This window comes from Burkholderia sp. JP2-270, assembly GCF_003233675.1.
Lineage (GTDB): Bacteria > Pseudomonadota > Gammaproteobacteria > Burkholderiales > Burkholderiaceae > Burkholderia > Burkholderia pyrrocinia_C.
This window is the reverse complement of sequence record NZ_CP029824.1, coordinates 996,623-1,012,787: the sequence shown is the minus strand read 5'-3', so window position 1 is coordinate 1,012,787 and position 16,165 is coordinate 996,623. Positions and strand designations below refer to the sequence as shown.

Genomic DNA, 16,165 nt, shown 5'->3' with positions numbered 1-16,165 from the left:
GACCATGCAGACTTTCGCCAACCAGCCGCACGTCGCGTCCTACTACGCGGCGACCGCCAACGATACGACCCGCCACGCGCCGCTCGCCGGCGCGACCGACGCCGACGTGTGCGTGATCGGCGCGGGCCTCACGGGCCTGTCCGCCGCGCTCAACCTCGCCGAGCGCGGCCACTCGGTGACCGTGCTCGAAGCGTCGCGGGTCGGATGGGCGGCGAGCGGCCGCAACGGCGGCCAGTTGATCGGCGGCTTTGCGTGCGGCATCGACACGTTCGGGCAATTCATGCCGGAAGGCGACGTGAAGCGCATCTGGGAGATGGGGCTCGAAACGCTGTCGCTCGTGAAGTCGCGCATCGCACGGCACGACATCGACTGCGCGCTGGTGCCCGGCTACCTGACCGCCGCGAACACCGAGCGCGATGCGGATGCGCTGAAGCGCTGGCGCGACGAAGCCGCGAAGCGCTTCGGCTACGATCGCTTCCACTTCGTCGAAGCCGACGAACTCGGCGACTACGTGCAGTCCGCCCGCTATTGCGGCGGCCTGTACGACCCGGACAGCGGCCACCTGCATCCGCTCAACTACACGCTCGGCCTCGCCCGTGCGGCGACCGGCGCGGGCGTGCGCATCCACGAGGACAGTTGCGTGACGCGCGTGCGCGACGTCGCTGGCGGCCACGTCGTCGAGACGAGCGGCGGCAACGTTCGTGCGCGTTTCGTCGTGCTCGCATGCAATACCTACGTCGGCACGCTCGCGCCCGCGCTGTCGAAGAAGATCATGCCGGTCGGCACCTATGTGATCGCGACGGAACCGCTCGGCGAAGCGCGCGCCGCCGCGCTGATGCCCGCGCGCGCGGCAATCTGCGACAGCCGCTTCGTGCTCGACTATTTCCGGCCGGCGCCCGACACGCGGCTCGTGTGGGGCGGCAAGGTCAGCTATTCGACGCGAGAGCCGCGCGATCTCGCGGCCGCGATGCGCGCGGACATGCTGAAGACGTTCCCGCAGCTCGCGGACGTGAAGGTCGACTACGCATGGGGCGGCTTTGTCGACATCACGATGAACCGCGCACCGCACTTCGGCCGCGTCGCGCCGACGATGTACTTCGCGCAGGGATTTTCGGGGCATGGCGTGAACACGACCGCGCTCGCGGGCAAGCTGATTGCCGAGGCGATCGACGGACAGGCGAGCCGCTTCGACCTGTTCGGCAAGATCCGGCATCGCGACTTCCCCGGCGGCGCGGCACTGCGCACGCCGGCGCTGGTGCTCGCGATGAGCTGGTACCGGCTGCTCGACGCCTTCGGCGTGCATTGAGCCGCTGCGCGGCGCCGGCCGCTTCCCGCATTTTTTCGGCCGCATCAACGCAAAACGGCCGCGCACGTGGCGTGCGCGGCCGCTTCGTTTCCGTGCCCCTATGCGGCGGGCAGCCCGCGTCGATCAATCCGTGCCGTACTTCGGCGAATGCGGCCCATACAGCAACCCGTTCGGCGGCCCGGCCGACAACAGCCGGCTGCTCGTGAACGCGGCGACGTCGTGGCTCTGATCCATCAGCGTGTTCGCGATCTGCTTGACCGCGGCCACCACGAGCATGCCGATCAGGCCGCCGCCGCCGTTGTTGCCGCCTTCGTCGCTGCTCGCGCTCGCCCGGCCCTGCCACAGCACGTCGCCCGTGCGCAGGTCGACGAGCTTCGCCGACGCGGACACGACCGTCGCGCTCGCGAGAATCCGGTACACGGTGCCGTACTGCGAAACCTTCGAATACAGCGCGGCGTCCGCGCCGAAGATCTCGCGCAGCTTCGCGGGCGACGTTCCCTGGATCTCGGCCGCGTTGGTCAGGCCGTTCTGCTTGAACGTCTCGTCCATCACCGCGACCGGCACCACGTAATAGCCTGACTCGGCAAGCGGCAGCGTCATTTGCGACAGCACCCCGTAGGTGGCCGCGACGTCCGAGGTCTCGTTGATCGGCGGCAGCACGAGGATCGAGCGCGGCTGGCTCTTCTTGAACGCCGTATAGTCGGGTCGTTTCACCGGCTGCGCGCACGCGCTCAGCAGTGCGACGATCGACAGCACGGACATCAGCTTGAATGAGAGTGTCTTGAACATGGCGGGCGCGTCACTGTTTGGCGGAATTCGAATCGGCGTTCTTCTGGCCGGCGATCGTCTGGCCGGCGGCGCTCTGCCCGGCAGCCTTCTGATCCGCGGGTTTCGCTGCGCCGGTTTTCTTCTTCAGCAGGAAATCCATGAAGGTCGACGATTCCGGGAACAGCTGCTTCTCTGCCTGCAGTTCCTGCTCGGCCTGCTGCTCGTTGCCGACGCTCGCGTACAGCATCCCGAGATGCGCATGGAAGCCCGGCGGCGGCGTATGGCCCTTGCCGCGGATGTCCTGCAACGCCTTTTCGAGCGCGTCGATCTGCTCCTGCGGCGACTTCTGCCCCTTGAAGTATTCGTACACCTGCGGCTGGTAGCCCGTCCACTGATAGAGCGGCGGCGTCGAGCTCGCGCAGCCGGCGAGCAGCAATGCGGCGGCCGTCGCCGGCAGCCAGTTACCCCGTTTCATGGTCTTTTCTCTTTGATGTCGTGGTGAATCGATCGCATGCGGCGCCGGCCCCGGCGCCTGCAGCGCTTACTTCGCGGTCTTCAGCGCACCGGCGTCGACCTGCTCGGCGAGATGGTTCACGGCCTCCTGGATCGCGAGGTCGAGCACCTTGCCGTTGAGCGTCGAATCGTAGCCGGCCGTGCCGCCGAAGCCGATCACTTCGCGGTTCGACAGGCTGAACTCGCCCGCGCCCTGGCTCGACGCGACGACTTCCGACGTCGTCGTGTCGACGATGTTCAGGTTGACCTTCGCGTACGCGACCTGCGTCTTGCCGCGGCCGAGGATGCCGAACAGCTGGTGATCGCCGACGTCCTTGCGGCCGAATTCGGTCACGTCGCCCGTCACCACGTAGTTCGCGCCCTTCACCGCCTGCGCCTTCTTCATGAAGCCGGCTTCCTGCTTGATCTCGTCGAGGTTCTCGCGATCGAGCACGTTGAAGCGCCGGCTCTGCTGCAGGCGCGTGACGAGGATCGTCTTCGCCTGTCCGCCGAGGCGGTCGATGCCGTCGGAGAAGATGCCGCGCATGTAGCTTGAGCGGTTGTCGAACTTGCCGACCGCGATCGCAACGGGCTTGCCCGCGTAAGGCTTCTGCGCGCTGCTCACGGCCGGCACGTCGAGCGTGCGCGACGATTCGGTCGCGCAGCCGGACAGCGCTGCGACGACCGCTGCCGCCACGAGTACGGTGCGTCGTGTCTGGATTTTCACTGCTGGTCTCCTTGCGTGGAAAGATTGCCCGGAACGGGCGTGTCGGTGCGGACGTGCGCGCATCGATGCGGCGCACGCGCGGCCTGATTCGTCGCCGGACTGGCGACTACGACATTCGAAGGAAAGGTGCACGCAACAGGCGTGTTGCGGCGAAAAGCGGAAAGGCGGCAGAACACGCGACATGCACGTGCGCGCCCGTTACCCCGTTATTGCGGATGCTGCGCTGTTGATCGCGCATGATACGGCCCCCCGTATGATTTTGCGCGATGATACCAAACGTATTTATTGAGACGGGATGTCTTTTAGATAATTGACGAATTTTGTGTGCCGGCAGCGCGGCGGCGGCGATCGCCCGGAATCGACACAGGACGAACCCGATCGCCGCGCTAGTCGGCCACTTTCTGCCGCATCGTCACGAATTCCTCGGCCGCGGTCGGATGGATGCCGATCGTGTCGTCGAACTGCGCCTTCGTCGCGCCCGCGCGAATCGCGATCGCGATCCCCTGGACGATCTCGCCCGCATCGCGGCCGACCATGTGCGCACCGATCACGCGCTGGCTGTCGCGCGCGACGACGAGCTTCATCAGCGTGCGCTCGTCGCGGCCCGACAGCGTGTGGCGCAGTGCCTTGAACGACGTGCGGTAGATGTCGACGTCGCCGTACGCGCGACGCGCATCGGCCTCGGTCAGGCCGACCGTCGCGACCTCGGGCTGGCTGAACACGGCCGACGGCACCCATTCGTGATCGGCCGCGACGCGCGACCCGCCGAACAGCGTGCGCGCGAGCAGCGCGCCGTCGCGCGTCGCCACCGGCGTGAGCTGCGGCCGTGACGTGACGTCGCCGATCGCATGGATCGACGCGACCGACGTCGCCGAATACGCATCGACGGCGATCGCACCACGCGCGTCGAGCATCACGCCCGCCTGCTCGAGCCCGAGCCCGTCGACATTCGGCACTCGGCCGGTCGCATAGAGCACCGCGTCGTACGGCCCGTGCTGCGCATCGCCGACGCGCACGCTCAGCGTGCCGTCGTCCGCGCGGGAAATCGATTCGACCACCGTGCGCGCGTGGATCGTGACGCCCTGCTTCGTCATCTCGTCGGTCAGGAACTGGCGCACGTCGTCGTCGAAGCCGCGCAGGATCTTCTCGCCGCGATAGAACAGGTCGACGCGACTGCCGAAGCCGTTGAAGATGCCCGCGAACTCGACCGCGATATAACCGCCGCCGACCACCGCGATGCGCCTGGGGCACGTCGCGAGCGACAGCGCCTCGCGCGACGTGATCGCGTGCTCGATGCCGGGCCGATGCGGCAGCGACGGACGCGAGCCGGTCGCGATCGCGATATGGCGCGCACGGATCGTGCGCTCGCCGATCGCGACGGTGTGCGCATCGACGAGCGTCGCGCGCCCCGCGTGCATCTCGACGCCCGATTGCCGCAGCAGGTTGATGTAGATGTCGCTCAGCCGGTTGATCTCGCGATCCTTCGCGGCGATCAGCGCGGGCCAGTCGAGCGTGCCGGCGCCGAAGGTCCAGCCGAAGCCCTGCGCGTCCTCGACTTCGTGCGGGTAGTGCGATGCGTAGACGAGCAGCTTCTTCGGAATGCAGCCGCGCAGCACGCAGGTGCCGCCGATCTGCTCTTGTTCCGCTATGCCGACGCGCGCGCCGTATGATGCCGACATCCGGGCGAGCCTCACGCCGCCCGAGCCGGCCCCGATGACGAACAGGTCATAGTCGAAATCCATCGCGTTGCCTCATCGCAGTTCGGATGACGGCACGATAGCAAGATTCCGGAATTCTTGCGGCGCACGGCACGACCCGGCGCGCGCCCAATAAAAAACGGCGAGAAGCGTCGCCTCTCGCCGGTCAAACCAGCTGCCGGGTGTGCCATGCGTCACCGATCGACCACATGCCCGACCTGCCGGCCGCGCGGCACCGGTCCGCCCGGGCGCGCGAGAAGCGCGCCCGCGGCCGAACCGGCCACCATGCTCATGCCTGCGGCGTGTCGCTGCCGTCCGTCGCCTGCGTATCGTCTGCCGCCTGCTCGGGCTTCTCTTCCTTCTTCTCGAGCATGCCCTCGATCGCTTCGGCGCCCTTGAAGCCGGCAACGGCCGCTGCCGCCTTGGTCAGCAGGCCCGCATCCGGATCCAGCTTTTCCGCGGCTTCGACTGCCGCCACTGCACCGGCGATTTCGCCCACGGTGTTCAGGATACCCATCGTCATCCCCTTTCAAGAAATCGTGAGGCCGATCGTCCCACGAAAAAAAACCGGCAGACCGTGTCTGTCATCGCCGGATACACAAGTTACGCACCAGGCCGGCCGCGCTCGACGAGCGCCACCGGAACGACGCACGCGCATGCGCGACGGCACGCGGCGGGCGATGCACGCAGCGTAGCGGAAAGCCTTCTCGCGTACTGTAAAAGTATGTTCTGGAATGCCGACGGATCGCTTACGGCGCGGGGAATCCGTGATGAAGCGATTGCCGAATAGTCGTGTTCGCATATGAACGCCGCATGACGAAAAAAAAGAGGCTCCTTGCGGAGCCTCTTCGATGCGTGCCGGACGAATGCCGGCGCGTGCGTTCCGACGTTCGTCAGAAGATATTGCGCAGGCCGATCGCGATGCCAGTCTGGTTGCTGCGGCCCGGCAGCTCGACGTTCGCCGCGCCGTTCGTCTTGTTGAAGTCGACGGTGCCGTAGATTTCGGTGCGCTTGCTCAGCGCGTACTCGGCGATGCCGACGATCGCGTAGCGGTTGCCGCTCGCGAGCGTGCCGTTCGCGGTCATCGCATTGCGCATGTGGTCGTAGTAGAACGCGCCCGTCAGCGTCAGCGGCGTGCTGACCTGCCAGCTCACGCCCGCGAACGGACCGTCGTCGATCCGGCCCGTGCCCTTCGCGACCGGAATCGTCTGCTGCGCGAGCAGGCTGTCGACGAAACCCGTGTCGTCCTTCGAACGCAGGTAGCCCGCGTAGACCTTCGCCTTGCTGAACGCGTACACGACGTTCGCGTGGTAGATGGTCTGCTTGCGCGCCGAGTTGTCGCTGTTCTGCTGCGCGCCGGCCGCGATGCTGAGCGGGCCCATCACGTACGACAGCGACACGCCCCATGCATTGCCCTTGCCGAGCGAACCCGGAATCTGGCCCGAGAAGCCGCCGGCACCGGTCGATTCGTAGTTGGTGCCCGTCGAGTACATCGCCTTCGCGGTCAGGCCCGCGAACTTGCCCGTGTACTTGATCTGGTTGTCCGCATACAGGCCGCCGCCGAGTGCGACCGGCAGCCATGCATTTTCGAGGTAGTTGCCGACCGTCAGCGGATCGTAGGTATCCGACAGCAGATCGAACAGCGGCGTCTTCTGGCGGCCGAGGGTCACCGTGCCGTACGGGCTCTGCAGGCCGACGTATGCCGCACGGTTGAACAGGCGGCCGCTGTCGGCGAATGCACCGTTCTGCAGGTTCACGCCGCTTTCGAGGTTGAACACGGCCTTCAGGCCGCTGCCGAGGTCTTCGGTGCCGTAGATGCCGAAGCGGCTGTTGGTGATCGCGCCGTTGGACATCGACAGCAGTCCGTCATTCTTGGCGTTCGCGTTGGTCAGGTACCGGACGCTGACGTCGGCGACGCCCCAGAGCGTGACCGAGCTTTGTGCGGCCGCGTACTGGCTGGCGAATGCGAGCGCGGCGCCCCCTGCGATGGCTGCGAGTCGGGTGGTCTGCTTCATGAGCTTTCCTTTTTGTAGGTGTCTCCGTTCATTGCCGGCCACGTGCGCAGCCGGGTGGCGATCGCACACGTTTTTGGCGCGCGCGATGTGGCTTGAATCATATGACGACTGCAATCGCTGAAAGAAATTGAAACGCGCGGTAATCGCGTGACTGTCGCCCGGGAACAACGTTTCCGTGCCGGGCCTGCCTCGTGGGCCGGCGGGACGGTTCTCGACGGTGTCGGTGTGTGCCGGCGGTGCTGTAAGGATCGGCGATGGTGCAGTGCGGCAAGGGGTGTATCCCGGCGGGCCGGTTGACGCGGTCGATGCAACCGGAATATGTCGCGAACGCCCGCAGCGGGCGCGGCCGGTGCAACCGGCCCGCGTTCGGGTGTGCCCGTGGGTCGGTGGGTCGGTCGGCGGGTCGGCGGGTCGGCGGGTCGGCGGGTCGGCGGGTCGGCGGGTCGGTGAATCGATGAAGCGGTAAATCCGGAACGCGACGTCAACGGCTGCCGGGCGATGCGCGCCGTCAGGCCGTTTGCGCCGCCCCGTCTTCGCCGCGACCACCATCGCCGCCGTTCCCCGCGCGACGCCACGCGCGCCGTACGATCTCCGCGAACGCGCCCGCAAGCAGCAGCACGGCGCCCCACAGCGCGACGTCCGGCGCGAGCCGCGTCACGAGGCCGCCAAACACCGCGCCGGCCAGGAAGCAGAAGCTGATCGTCGCGAGCAGCGCCGAATCGTGCAGCGCGAGCACGTCGTAGCGCGGGATCAACCCGACGAACAGCTTCTGCGCGGCGCGCCGCAGGTTGCCGGTCGTCATCACCGACGTGTACGACAGTTCCTCGAGATGGGTGAACGACAGCGTCTGCAGCGTCGCGACGAACGAGATGCCCGGAATCAGCCACGCGCTCGACGCGCCGACGAGGCCGCTCGCGGCGACGCCGAGAAACGCGATCTCGACGATCAGGCTCGCGAACGCGGTGTGCCGCATCCAGCCGCGCTGCGCGGCGAGACCGAGCAGGTGCGCGACGAATACCGCGATCACGAAGCCGACGAGCGGCGGCACGTGATGCAGCGCGGCGGCCCATTCGCCGGCCGACAGGTTGATGCCGAGCAGCGCGACGTTGCCGGTCATCGTGTTCGCGAACACGTGGCCGTGGCCGACGTACGTGTACGCGTCGAGGTAGCCGCCGGACAGCGTCAGCAACGCGGCGACAGTGAGATTGCGGCTGGCGCCGTCGAGATCCATCGATCCTCCCGTGAATATTCGCGCCAGTATGCGCGACGGGAGATGGCTTGTCCTTCGCTCACTGCCCGATACCCGTGAGCCCGATCAGCGCGCCGCCGGCGAGCAGCCACAGCGGATGGATGCGCGTGCGCCACGCGAGCACCGCGCACGCGGCCGTAATGCCCCACTGGATCGCCGTGCGGTTCGACGCGTCGGAGATCAGGACCGCGCTCGCCGCGACGAGCCCGGCCGTGACGGGCATCATCCCCTGCTGCACGTAGCGGCGCCACGGCCGGTCGCGAAAGCGCTCCCATGCATGCAGCGCAAGCACGGTGACGATTGACGACGGCCCGAACTTCGCGAGCGACGCGACGAGCAGCCCGGCCCAGCCGGCGACGTGCCAGCCGACCAGCGACACGATCATCATGTTCGGCCCGGGCGCGGCCTGGGCCAGCGCGAACAGCGCGGTGAACTCGTGCGCGCTCATCCAGTGATGCACGTCGACGACCTGCCGCTGCATCTCCGGCAGGATCGTATTGCCGCCGCCGAACGCGAGCAGCGACAACTGGCTGAAGATCGTCGCGATCGCGACCAGCGTGTCGTTCATGGCCGGCCTCCCGGCTGCGTATCGCGCACCGGAGCCTGCGCCGGCTGCGGCATGCCCGCATCGCGGCGCCGCGACGCGAGCCAGACGCTGACGGGCGTCAGCACGAGCATCGTGGTCGGCAGCGGAATGCGCAGCACCGCGATCGCGACGAACGCGAGCGCCGCGATGCCGGCCGCCGCGCGCGCGTGCCGCAGCGGCTTCGCGACCTTCACGGCCATCGCGACGAGCAGCCCGGCGGCCGCGGCGGCGAGCCCCGCGAACAGGTGCTGCACGTGCGGATCGTTCTGCGTCTTCGCGTACAGCACGCCGAGCGCGACGACGACGAGCGTCGGGCCCGCGATCAGCCCGAGAATGCCCGCGAACGCGCCGGCGATGCCGCGAAAGCGCATGCCGACGGCAACCGACAGGTTGATCACGTTGCCGCCCGGCAGGAACTGGCACAGGCCGAGCAGATCGGTGAATTCGTCGGCGGAGAGCCACTTGCGCTCGTCGACGATCGTGCGCCGCGCGAACGGCAGCGCGCCGCCGAACGACATGAGGCCGAGCGACAGGAAGCCGGTGAACAGCTCGGCAAGACCGACGCTGCGAGGTGACGCGGGCTGCGGGGAAACGGATTGCATGGGGCTCCTCATCAAACGGTCAGCCGAGGTTACCGCCGTTCAGGATCCCCGCAAAACGATTTTATCGGCGTGCCCTTGTGATCTAGAATCACAAGCATGGCACGTGATCTCCCACCCTTTTCCGCGCTTCGGGCCTTTGAAGCTGCGGCACGACATGAAAGCTTCAGCGCCGCCGGCGACGAGCTGCATGTGACTCACGGTGCCATCAGCCGGCAGATCGCCGCGTTCGAGGCGTGGCTCGGCAAGCCGGTGTTCCACCGCTACGGCAAGCGCGTGAAGCTCACCGACGAAGGCCGCCGTTACCTGGACACCGTGCGCGCGGCGTTCGACAGCATCGCGCACGCGAGCGAGCAGTTGCGCAACACGGGTGCTGCGCGCGTGCTGCGCATCAATGCGCTGCCGACCTTCGCGATGAAATGGCTGCTGCCGCGCCTGTCGCGGTTCCAGCGCGACGTGCCGAACGCCGAACTGAAACTGTCGACGTCGAACGCGCCGCTCGACGCGCTCGACGGCTTCGATATCGCGATCCGCCGCGGCCCCGGCCACTGGCCGAACTGGACGAGCGGCCACTTCCTCGACGAAAGCGTGATCCCGGTCTGCAGCCCGGCGCTGCTCAAACGCGCGCCGATCGCGCGCGCGGACGACCTCGCACGGCACGTGCTGCTGCATTCGGATACGCGGCCGGAAGGCTGGCGCGACTGGTTCGCGGCGGCCGGCGTCGCGATGAAGGCGCGCAAGCGGCAGTCGTTCGACCACTTCTACCTGGCGCTGCAGGCGGCCGTCGACGGGCTCGGCGTCGCGCTCGGCCCGCTGCCGCTGATCGACGACGAGCTCGCGAGCGGCCGGCTCGTGATGCCGCTGCCCGGGCCGCGCATCGCGACGCGCAGCTACTGGTGGATCACGCCGCGCGCGCCGGCCGACGATCCGCTCGTCGCGCAGTTCTGCGCGTGGCTGGAAGCGCAGTCGAATGTGAACGCATGACGCGCCGCGCACCCGACGCCTGATCGAAACGGCAGCGATGCGCCGCCGCCCCTCCCCGCACGCGTTGCAAGACTGAAACCGTTCCGCATGCGGCGCGTCCGTTTCTCCTGCGGAATCGCCGTCGCGCCGCACCAACGATCCCCCGTCGGTCCGGCCGTTCCGCACCAGGCCCGGCGCACCGCCGACCGGCTCCGCCGCCGCAGGTTTCACGCCTGAAACATTGCCGCCTCCGACCCGTTGCACGGCTGCAGGCAGCGACCGCTCAGCCCCTGTCCGCGCGGCAATCCGCGCGCTGGCCCGCTGCTTGCTCATGCAGCCGTGCAGACAAAAGCGACTGCACGGCCGAGCGGCTCGATGCAGGCGACAAACAATCATGAAGTCGGGGAAATCATGTCGAAAATCATTTCGGCCGTCACACGGCTGCTGTCTCGCATCACCGCTCCTTTCACTGCTCCTGTCACGCATCCGCTGATGCCGACGGCGCGACTTCGCACCGTCGAGATCCGATGCGCCGACACGGTCCGCACCGTCACCCGACGCCGCGACGCCTCGATTCGATAGGCGAACCCAGGGAAACTCCTGCCGGGCGCATGCGCGCGGGCGGCGACGGCTGCGGCTGCGGCTGCGGGACGTCGTACGCCCCGCGGCGCCGAAGCCAGGCCTCCCGAGCCCCAGGCGCCGCGCCGGTCCGGCCGGCACATACAAGGCGACCAGTCCCGCCCAGTTCGTGATCGCGAACAAGGACACGAGCGTCGGCAACCCGAGCGTGCCGAACGTCAACAACCCGTGACGCCCGACGCTCGCCGGGGCCGGCGGCCATGATCCGCGCGGCGGCTCACAGCACCGGGCCCGGCTCCTTTTCCTTGCGCAGGATCGCGTACAGGATGATCGCGCCGAACGTCGCGGTGCCGATCCCGCCGAGCGCGAAGCCGCCGAACTTCAGCGAGAAGTCGCCCGCGCCGAGCACCAGCGTGACGGCCGCGACGATCAGGTTGCGGTTGTCGGAGAAGTCGACCTTGTTGACGCCCCAGATCCGCGCACCCGTCACCGCGATCAGCCCGAACACGACGATCGACACGCCGCCGAGCACCGGGCCCGGAATCGTCTGGATCACCGCGCCGAATTTCGGCGAGAACCCGAGCCCGATCGCGATCAGCGCGGCGACCGCGAAGACCAGCGTCGAGTAGATCCGCGTGACGGCCATCACGCCGATGTTCTCCGCGTAGGTCGTGACGCCCGTGCCGCCGACGCTGCCCGACACGATCGTCGCAAGGCCGTCGCCGATGAATGCGCGGCCGACGTAGCGGTCGAGGTTGCGCCCCGTCATCGCGCTGACGGCCTTGATATGGCCGAGGTTCTCGGCGACGAGGATCACCGCGACCGGCGCGAGCATCAGCATCGCGTGCGGGTCGAACACCGGCGTCCGGAACACCGGCACGCCGAACCACGCGGCATGCGCGACGATCGCGAAGTCGATCGGCTTGCCGAGGCCCATCCCGTTGGTCGCGATCGCGTAGATCGCGTACGCGATTGCAAGCCCGACGAGGATCAGCAGGCGCTGCATCATCCCGCGCGCGAACACCGCGACGCCGCCGACGCAGAGCACCGTGACGAGCGCCATCACCGAGTCGAAGGTCGATGCCGATACGCCCTTGACCGCGATCGGCGCGAGGTTCAGCCCGATCACCGCGACGACCGCACCGGTGACGACGGGCGGCATCAGCGTCTCGATCCAGCGCGTGCCGATCGCCTGCACCAGCACGCCGAGCGCGACATACACGACGCCGCACGCGACGATCCCGCCGAGCGCGACCGGGATGTTCGGGTTCGGGCCGCTGCCGCCGTAGCCCGTCACCGCGATCACGAGGCCGATGAACGCGAAGCTCGAGCCGAGGTAGCTCGGCACGCGGCCGCCGACCAGCGCAAAGAACAGCAGCGTGCCGATGCCCGACATGAAGATGCACAGGTTCGGGTCGAAGCCCATCAACAGCGGCGCGAGCACGGTCGAGCCGAACATCGCGACGACGTGCTGCACGCCCATCGCGACCATCTGCGGCCACGGCAGGCGCTCGTCGGGGCCGACCACGCGCGACGCCGCGCCGGTCGATTGCACCCGCCAGCGCGGGAAGTAGGAATCGGACATGGGGAAAGCGCTCCTGTCGGTCTGTCGCCGGCTGCGGAGGGCGCGCCGGTCTGGAATCTGGCGCGAGTTTACGGAGCGGGAATCGGGCTGGCAAGCGGACTCACACGCGGGGCCGACGAGCGCGCGATGCGGCTTGCCGCATGCGCGAACCGGTGCGCGGCCGCGCGGCCCGGTGCAGCGGCCGCCCGTGCGTTGCGCGCGGACGGCGGATGGCGCAGGCGGCGATGCAAGCGTGCGCTCACATCGTCGCCGGCGCCCCGTGCATCAAGGGTTGATGTACTGGAACAGCGACAGGTTCTGCAGCTGCGCGTAAGCCTTCTGCGAGCCCGTCAGCGCGTTCTGCATCTGCAGGAACTGACTGATCGTCGTCACCATGTTGGTGCTGGTCAGGTCCGACAGGTTGCTGGTCGTCTGCAGCGCCGCCGTCTGGTTGACGGCCTGCATCGCCTTGACTTCCTGCTCGCGGCCGCCGACCGACGCCTGGATCGTCGTGACGTTGCGCATCGTGTTGCCGAGCTTGGTCGAGCCCGTCATCAGCGCGTTGGTCAGCGCCGCGCCCGCCACCGCATTGGCCGTCACGGGCGTCTTCAGCGCCGAGATCACCGCATCGAACGTCGAGAACACGTCGGAGCCGCCGCTCGCCTGCGGCGCGGGCTCGACCGCGAACGTGTCGCCGGCGGCCGGCGTACCCGACACCGCCACCGTCATCCCGCCGCCGAGCGAGATCGCCGAGCCCGTCGAATAGGCCTGTGCCGGCGTGGTGGTCGGCGGGCTGGCCGTGTTGTCGGTCACCGTGTAGGTCGGCGCGGCGGCCGTACCGCCGAACTGGATCGTGAACTGGTGGCCGTTCGTCGCGACCGACGGGTTCGTCACCGTGACCGCGCCGATCGTGCCGGTGCCCGTGTTGGCCGCGCCGGCCGACGGCACCGGCGAGCTGCCGATCGCCGACACCGACATGAAGACGGCCGAGCCCGTGTCGCCCTGCGACACGCTGCTCGAATCGGCGATCTGCACCTGGCGCGTGCCGGAGTCGCCGACATAGGTGACGCTGCCGCTCGGCGTGGTCGTAAACGGTGCCGCCGAATTCTTCGTGCCGGCGAACAGGTAGTTGCCCGCGCCGTCGTTCGTGTTCCCGAGCGTCATCAACTGGTCGCGGTAGCCCTGCAACTGCGTCGCGAGCGCCGAGCGGTCGCTGTTCGACAGCGAACCGTCGCCGGCGCGCACGAGCAGCGTCTGCGCGCTCGTCAGCACGCTGCTCACGTTCTGCAGCGTCTGGTCCTCGGCCTGCAGCGAAGCGAGCGCCGTGTTCTGGTTGGTCGCGTACTGCGACAGCGTCGCCGACGTCATCGACAGCTGCACGGCCTGCGCCGCGCCGACCGGGTTGTCGGCCGCCGTCTGCAGGCTCACGCCGCTCGATATCTGCTGATACAGCTGCGCGAGCTGGGCCTGCTGGTCGTTCATTTGTGAAACGTTCAGCTGGAAGAACTGGGCGCTGGAAATCCGCATCGCTTGTATTCCTCGAATCCGGTCAGTTGAACAGGCCGAGCACGGTCTGGAACAGCGTCGCCGCCGTCTGGATCACCTTCGCGTTCGCCTGGTAAAGCTGCTGGTACTGCATCAGGTTCGCCGCTTCCTCGTTCTGGTTCACGCCCGACACCGACTGCTGCGCCTGGGTGATCTGGCCGACCAGCGCGGTTTGCGCGGCGCTCGACGATTTCAGCTGGGTCGTCGTGTTGCCGATGCCGTTCACGTAGCTCGCATACGCGCCCGTGAGCGTCGCCGTGCCGTTGCCGAGCGCCTTCGCATTGACGAGCTTCGACAGCGCGAGCGCGTTGGAGCCGTCGCTGGTGCCGCCCGCATACGGCCCGATCGTGAACGAATCGCCGGTCGCCGGCGCGCCGGACAGCGTGACGCGCACGCCGTTGAGCGCGCCCGCGGCGGTCCCCGACATCGTCATCGTCGCGCCGGCCGCCGGGTCGTACGGCACGGTGTCCGTCGGGTTGTTGATGGTCACCGTCGTCGGCGGCGTGGTGCCGATCGTCACCGTGGTGCCGACCGGGAAGCCCGTCAGCGTCTTCGCGGTCGCGTCGTAGGTCAGCTTGGTCGTCGGCACCTGGTAGCCCGCGGTCACCCCGCCCAGCGTGATCTTGCCCGTGCCGGTGTTGGTACTCGCCGCCGACGTGACGGCCGGCGACGCGGCCGCGATCGCCGAGCTGCTGGTCGTCGCGAGGCCGAAGCCGTTCAGCGCGCCGCGCGTCGGCAGCACGGTGAACTTGTCGCCGGCGTTCATCGAACCCGACGCGAACGAGAAATTCAGCCCGCCGAGCGAGACCGGCATCGGCCCCGCCTTCTGGTCGACCATCGCGCCGCTCGCGCGGTCGGTCAGCGTGTATTTCGTGCCGTCGTAGGACAGCGTGTAGTCGCTCGTCGTCGGCTGCGACGCGTTGGCGAACGACACGGACAGCGACGCGTTGCCGGTATTGCCCTGGTTCGAGTACACGGTCGGGGACGGCGTCGTGAACAGGTTGCCGCCCGGATTGCCCGACAGATCGATGCCGAGCGCGTTCTGCGCGTCGACCTGCGCGGCGAAGCTGGTCGCGATCGCGCCGAGCTGGGCCTGTGCGGGGTCGAGCGTCTGGCTGCGGAACGCGAGCAGGCCGCCGAGCGTGCCGCCCGACAGCGACGAATCGGGCAGTGCCTGGTTCGGCCCCTGCGGGTTCGCGCCGGCGATCCCCTGCGACACGACGGTCAGCTCGCTCGGGTCCGACGGCGACGTGACGGTCGCGAGCTGGTAGCCCTTGTCGGCGACGACGAGCGGCTGGCCGCCCGCGAGAAACACGCTGTAGCCGCTGTCGTTGCGCACGACCTGCACGCCGGCGAGGCTCGACAGGTTCGACACCGCGAGGTCGCGCTGGTCCATCAGCTGGTTCGGCGGCTGCCCCTGGCTGCTCGCCGCCGAGATCTGCTGGTTCAGCTGCGCGATCTGCGCGGTGTACGTGTTGATCTGCGACACGGTGCTGGTGAGCTGCGCGTTCACGCTCTGGCGCAGCGCGTCGTACTGCTGGCCGGCCGCGTTGATCTGGTTGGCCAGCGTCTGCGCATTGCTGATCGCGGTCTGCCGCACCGACGGGTCGGACGCGTTGTTCGCGACGTTCTGCAGCCCGGTGAAGTAGCTCGTGATCGCGGTCGAGATCCCCGCCGTCGGGCTGCCGATGTAGTTGTTCAACTGCGCGACGAGCGTGTACCACGTCGACAGCGCGCCGCCCTGCGTCTGCGCGGTGTTCTGCTGGTCGCTCAGGTACTGGCTGTACTGCCGCTGCACGGTGACGGTGTTCACGCCCTGCGGCATGTAACCGCTGCCCGTGTACTGGCCGCTCGCCTCGGCATAGACGGGCCGCTCGACCGAATAACCGGGCGTCGCGGCGTTGCTGATGTTGTTGCCGGTCGTCGTGAGGCCCCAGAGCGCGGCATTCAGGCCGCTGACGCCGAGGTTCATGAGTGAGTTGGACATGCGCGATCCTGATGAGCCGGCCGCGCTGCGGCCGCCGGGTTGCGTAACTCCCGGTATAACGGCCGCGAATCGAAAAAATTGAGAGAAA

Annotated in this window: 15 protein-coding genes; 3 read left to right on the top strand and 12 right to left on the bottom strand. The window is 68.1% G+C overall.

The window, feature by feature from the left end:
- Window positions 1-4: 4 nt before the first annotated feature.
- On the top strand, window positions 5-1,306 hold the full coding sequence (locus DM992_RS04850; RefSeq protein ID WP_111015933.1) for an FAD-binding oxidoreductase: 1,302 nt from the start codon (window positions 5-7) through the stop codon (window positions 1,304-1,306).
- Between the two features lie 123 nt (window positions 1,307-1,429).
- Here the strand turns inward: DM992_RS04850 and DM992_RS04845 are convergent, their stop codons facing one another.
- The 9 genes from DM992_RS04845 to DM992_RS04805 form a co-directional block, all read right to left on the bottom strand.
- Window positions 1,430-2,095: a DUF799 domain-containing protein gene (locus tag DM992_RS04845; RefSeq protein WP_111015932.1), complete on the bottom strand. Its 666-nt coding sequence runs from the start codon at window positions 2,093-2,095 to the stop codon at window positions 1,430-1,432.
- 10 nt (window positions 2,096-2,105) lie between these two features.
- On the bottom strand, window positions 2,106-2,549 hold the full coding sequence (locus DM992_RS04840) for a DUF4810 domain-containing protein (RefSeq protein WP_111015931.1): 444 nt from the start codon (window positions 2,547-2,549) through the stop codon (window positions 2,106-2,108).
- Window positions 2,550-2,615: 66 nt separating this feature from the next.
- On the bottom strand, window positions 2,616-3,287 hold the full coding sequence (locus tag DM992_RS04835) for a CsgG/HfaB family protein (protein WP_200882387.1): 672 nt from the start codon (window positions 3,285-3,287) through the stop codon (window positions 2,616-2,618).
- Window positions 3,288-3,679: 392 nt separating this feature from the next.
- Entirely contained in the window at window positions 3,680-5,035 is a 1,356-nt protein-coding gene (gor, locus tag DM992_RS04830) for a glutathione-disulfide reductase (protein WP_111015930.1), read from the bottom strand.
- 244 nt (window positions 5,036-5,279) lie between these two features.
- Window positions 5,280-5,507 (bottom strand): hypothetical protein, encoded by a 228-nt coding sequence (locus tag DM992_RS04825; RefSeq protein ID WP_111017805.1) that lies wholly within the window; start codon window positions 5,505-5,507, stop codon window positions 5,280-5,282.
- A 376-nt stretch (window positions 5,508-5,883) separates the two neighbouring features.
- Window positions 5,884-7,005: a porin gene (locus DM992_RS04820; protein WP_111017804.1), complete on the bottom strand. Its 1,122-nt coding sequence runs from the start codon at window positions 7,003-7,005 to the stop codon at window positions 5,884-5,886.
- A 508-nt stretch (window positions 7,006-7,513) separates the two neighbouring features.
- Window positions 7,514-8,236 (bottom strand): YoaK family protein, encoded by a 723-nt coding sequence (locus tag DM992_RS04815; protein ID WP_111015929.1) that lies wholly within the window; start codon window positions 8,234-8,236, stop codon window positions 7,514-7,516.
- A gap of 58 nt (window positions 8,237-8,294) precedes the next feature.
- Window positions 8,295-8,822 carry a chromate transporter gene (locus tag DM992_RS04810; protein WP_111015928.1) on the bottom strand — a complete coding sequence of 176 codons (528 nt, stop codon included), beginning with the start codon at window positions 8,820-8,822 and terminating at the stop codon, window positions 8,295-8,297.
- Complete coding sequence (locus DM992_RS04805) at window positions 8,819-9,442, bottom strand: chromate transporter (protein ID WP_111015927.1); 624 nt, start codon at window positions 9,440-9,442, stop codon at window positions 8,819-8,821. Before DM992_RS04805 ends, DM992_RS04810 begins: the two co-directional genes overlap by 4 nt.
- A 96-nt stretch (window positions 9,443-9,538) precedes the next feature.
- On the opposite strand from DM992_RS04805, the gene DM992_RS04800 reads away from it, so the two are divergent.
- Together DM992_RS04800 and DM992_RS41500 are read left to right on the top strand one after the other, a co-directional pair.
- On the top strand, window positions 9,539-10,423 hold the full coding sequence (locus DM992_RS04800; protein WP_111015926.1) for a transcriptional regulator GcvA: 885 nt from the start codon (window positions 9,539-9,541) through the stop codon (window positions 10,421-10,423).
- A gap of 354 nt (window positions 10,424-10,777) precedes the next feature.
- Complete coding sequence (locus DM992_RS41500) at window positions 10,778-10,984, top strand: hypothetical protein (RefSeq protein WP_162631591.1); 207 nt, start codon at window positions 10,778-10,780, stop codon at window positions 10,982-10,984.
- A gap of 274 nt (window positions 10,985-11,258) precedes the next feature.
- On the opposite strand, the gene DM992_RS04795 is transcribed toward DM992_RS41500, so the two are convergent.
- The 3 genes from DM992_RS04795 to flgK form a co-directional block, all read right to left on the bottom strand.
- Window positions 11,259-12,566: a solute carrier family 23 protein gene (locus DM992_RS04795; protein WP_111015925.1), complete on the bottom strand. Its 1,308-nt coding sequence runs from the start codon at window positions 12,564-12,566 to the stop codon at window positions 11,259-11,261.
- Window positions 12,567-12,830: 264 nt separating this feature from the next.
- Window positions 12,831-14,072: a flagellar hook-associated protein FlgL gene (gene flgL / locus DM992_RS04790; RefSeq protein ID WP_111015924.1), complete on the bottom strand. Its 1,242-nt coding sequence runs from the start codon at window positions 14,070-14,072 to the stop codon at window positions 12,831-12,833.
- 22 nt (window positions 14,073-14,094) lie between these two features.
- Complete coding sequence (gene flgK, locus DM992_RS04785; RefSeq protein WP_111015923.1) at window positions 14,095-16,077, bottom strand: flagellar hook-associated protein FlgK; 1,983 nt, start codon at window positions 16,075-16,077, stop codon at window positions 14,095-14,097.
- Window positions 16,078-16,165: the final 88 nt, after the last annotated feature.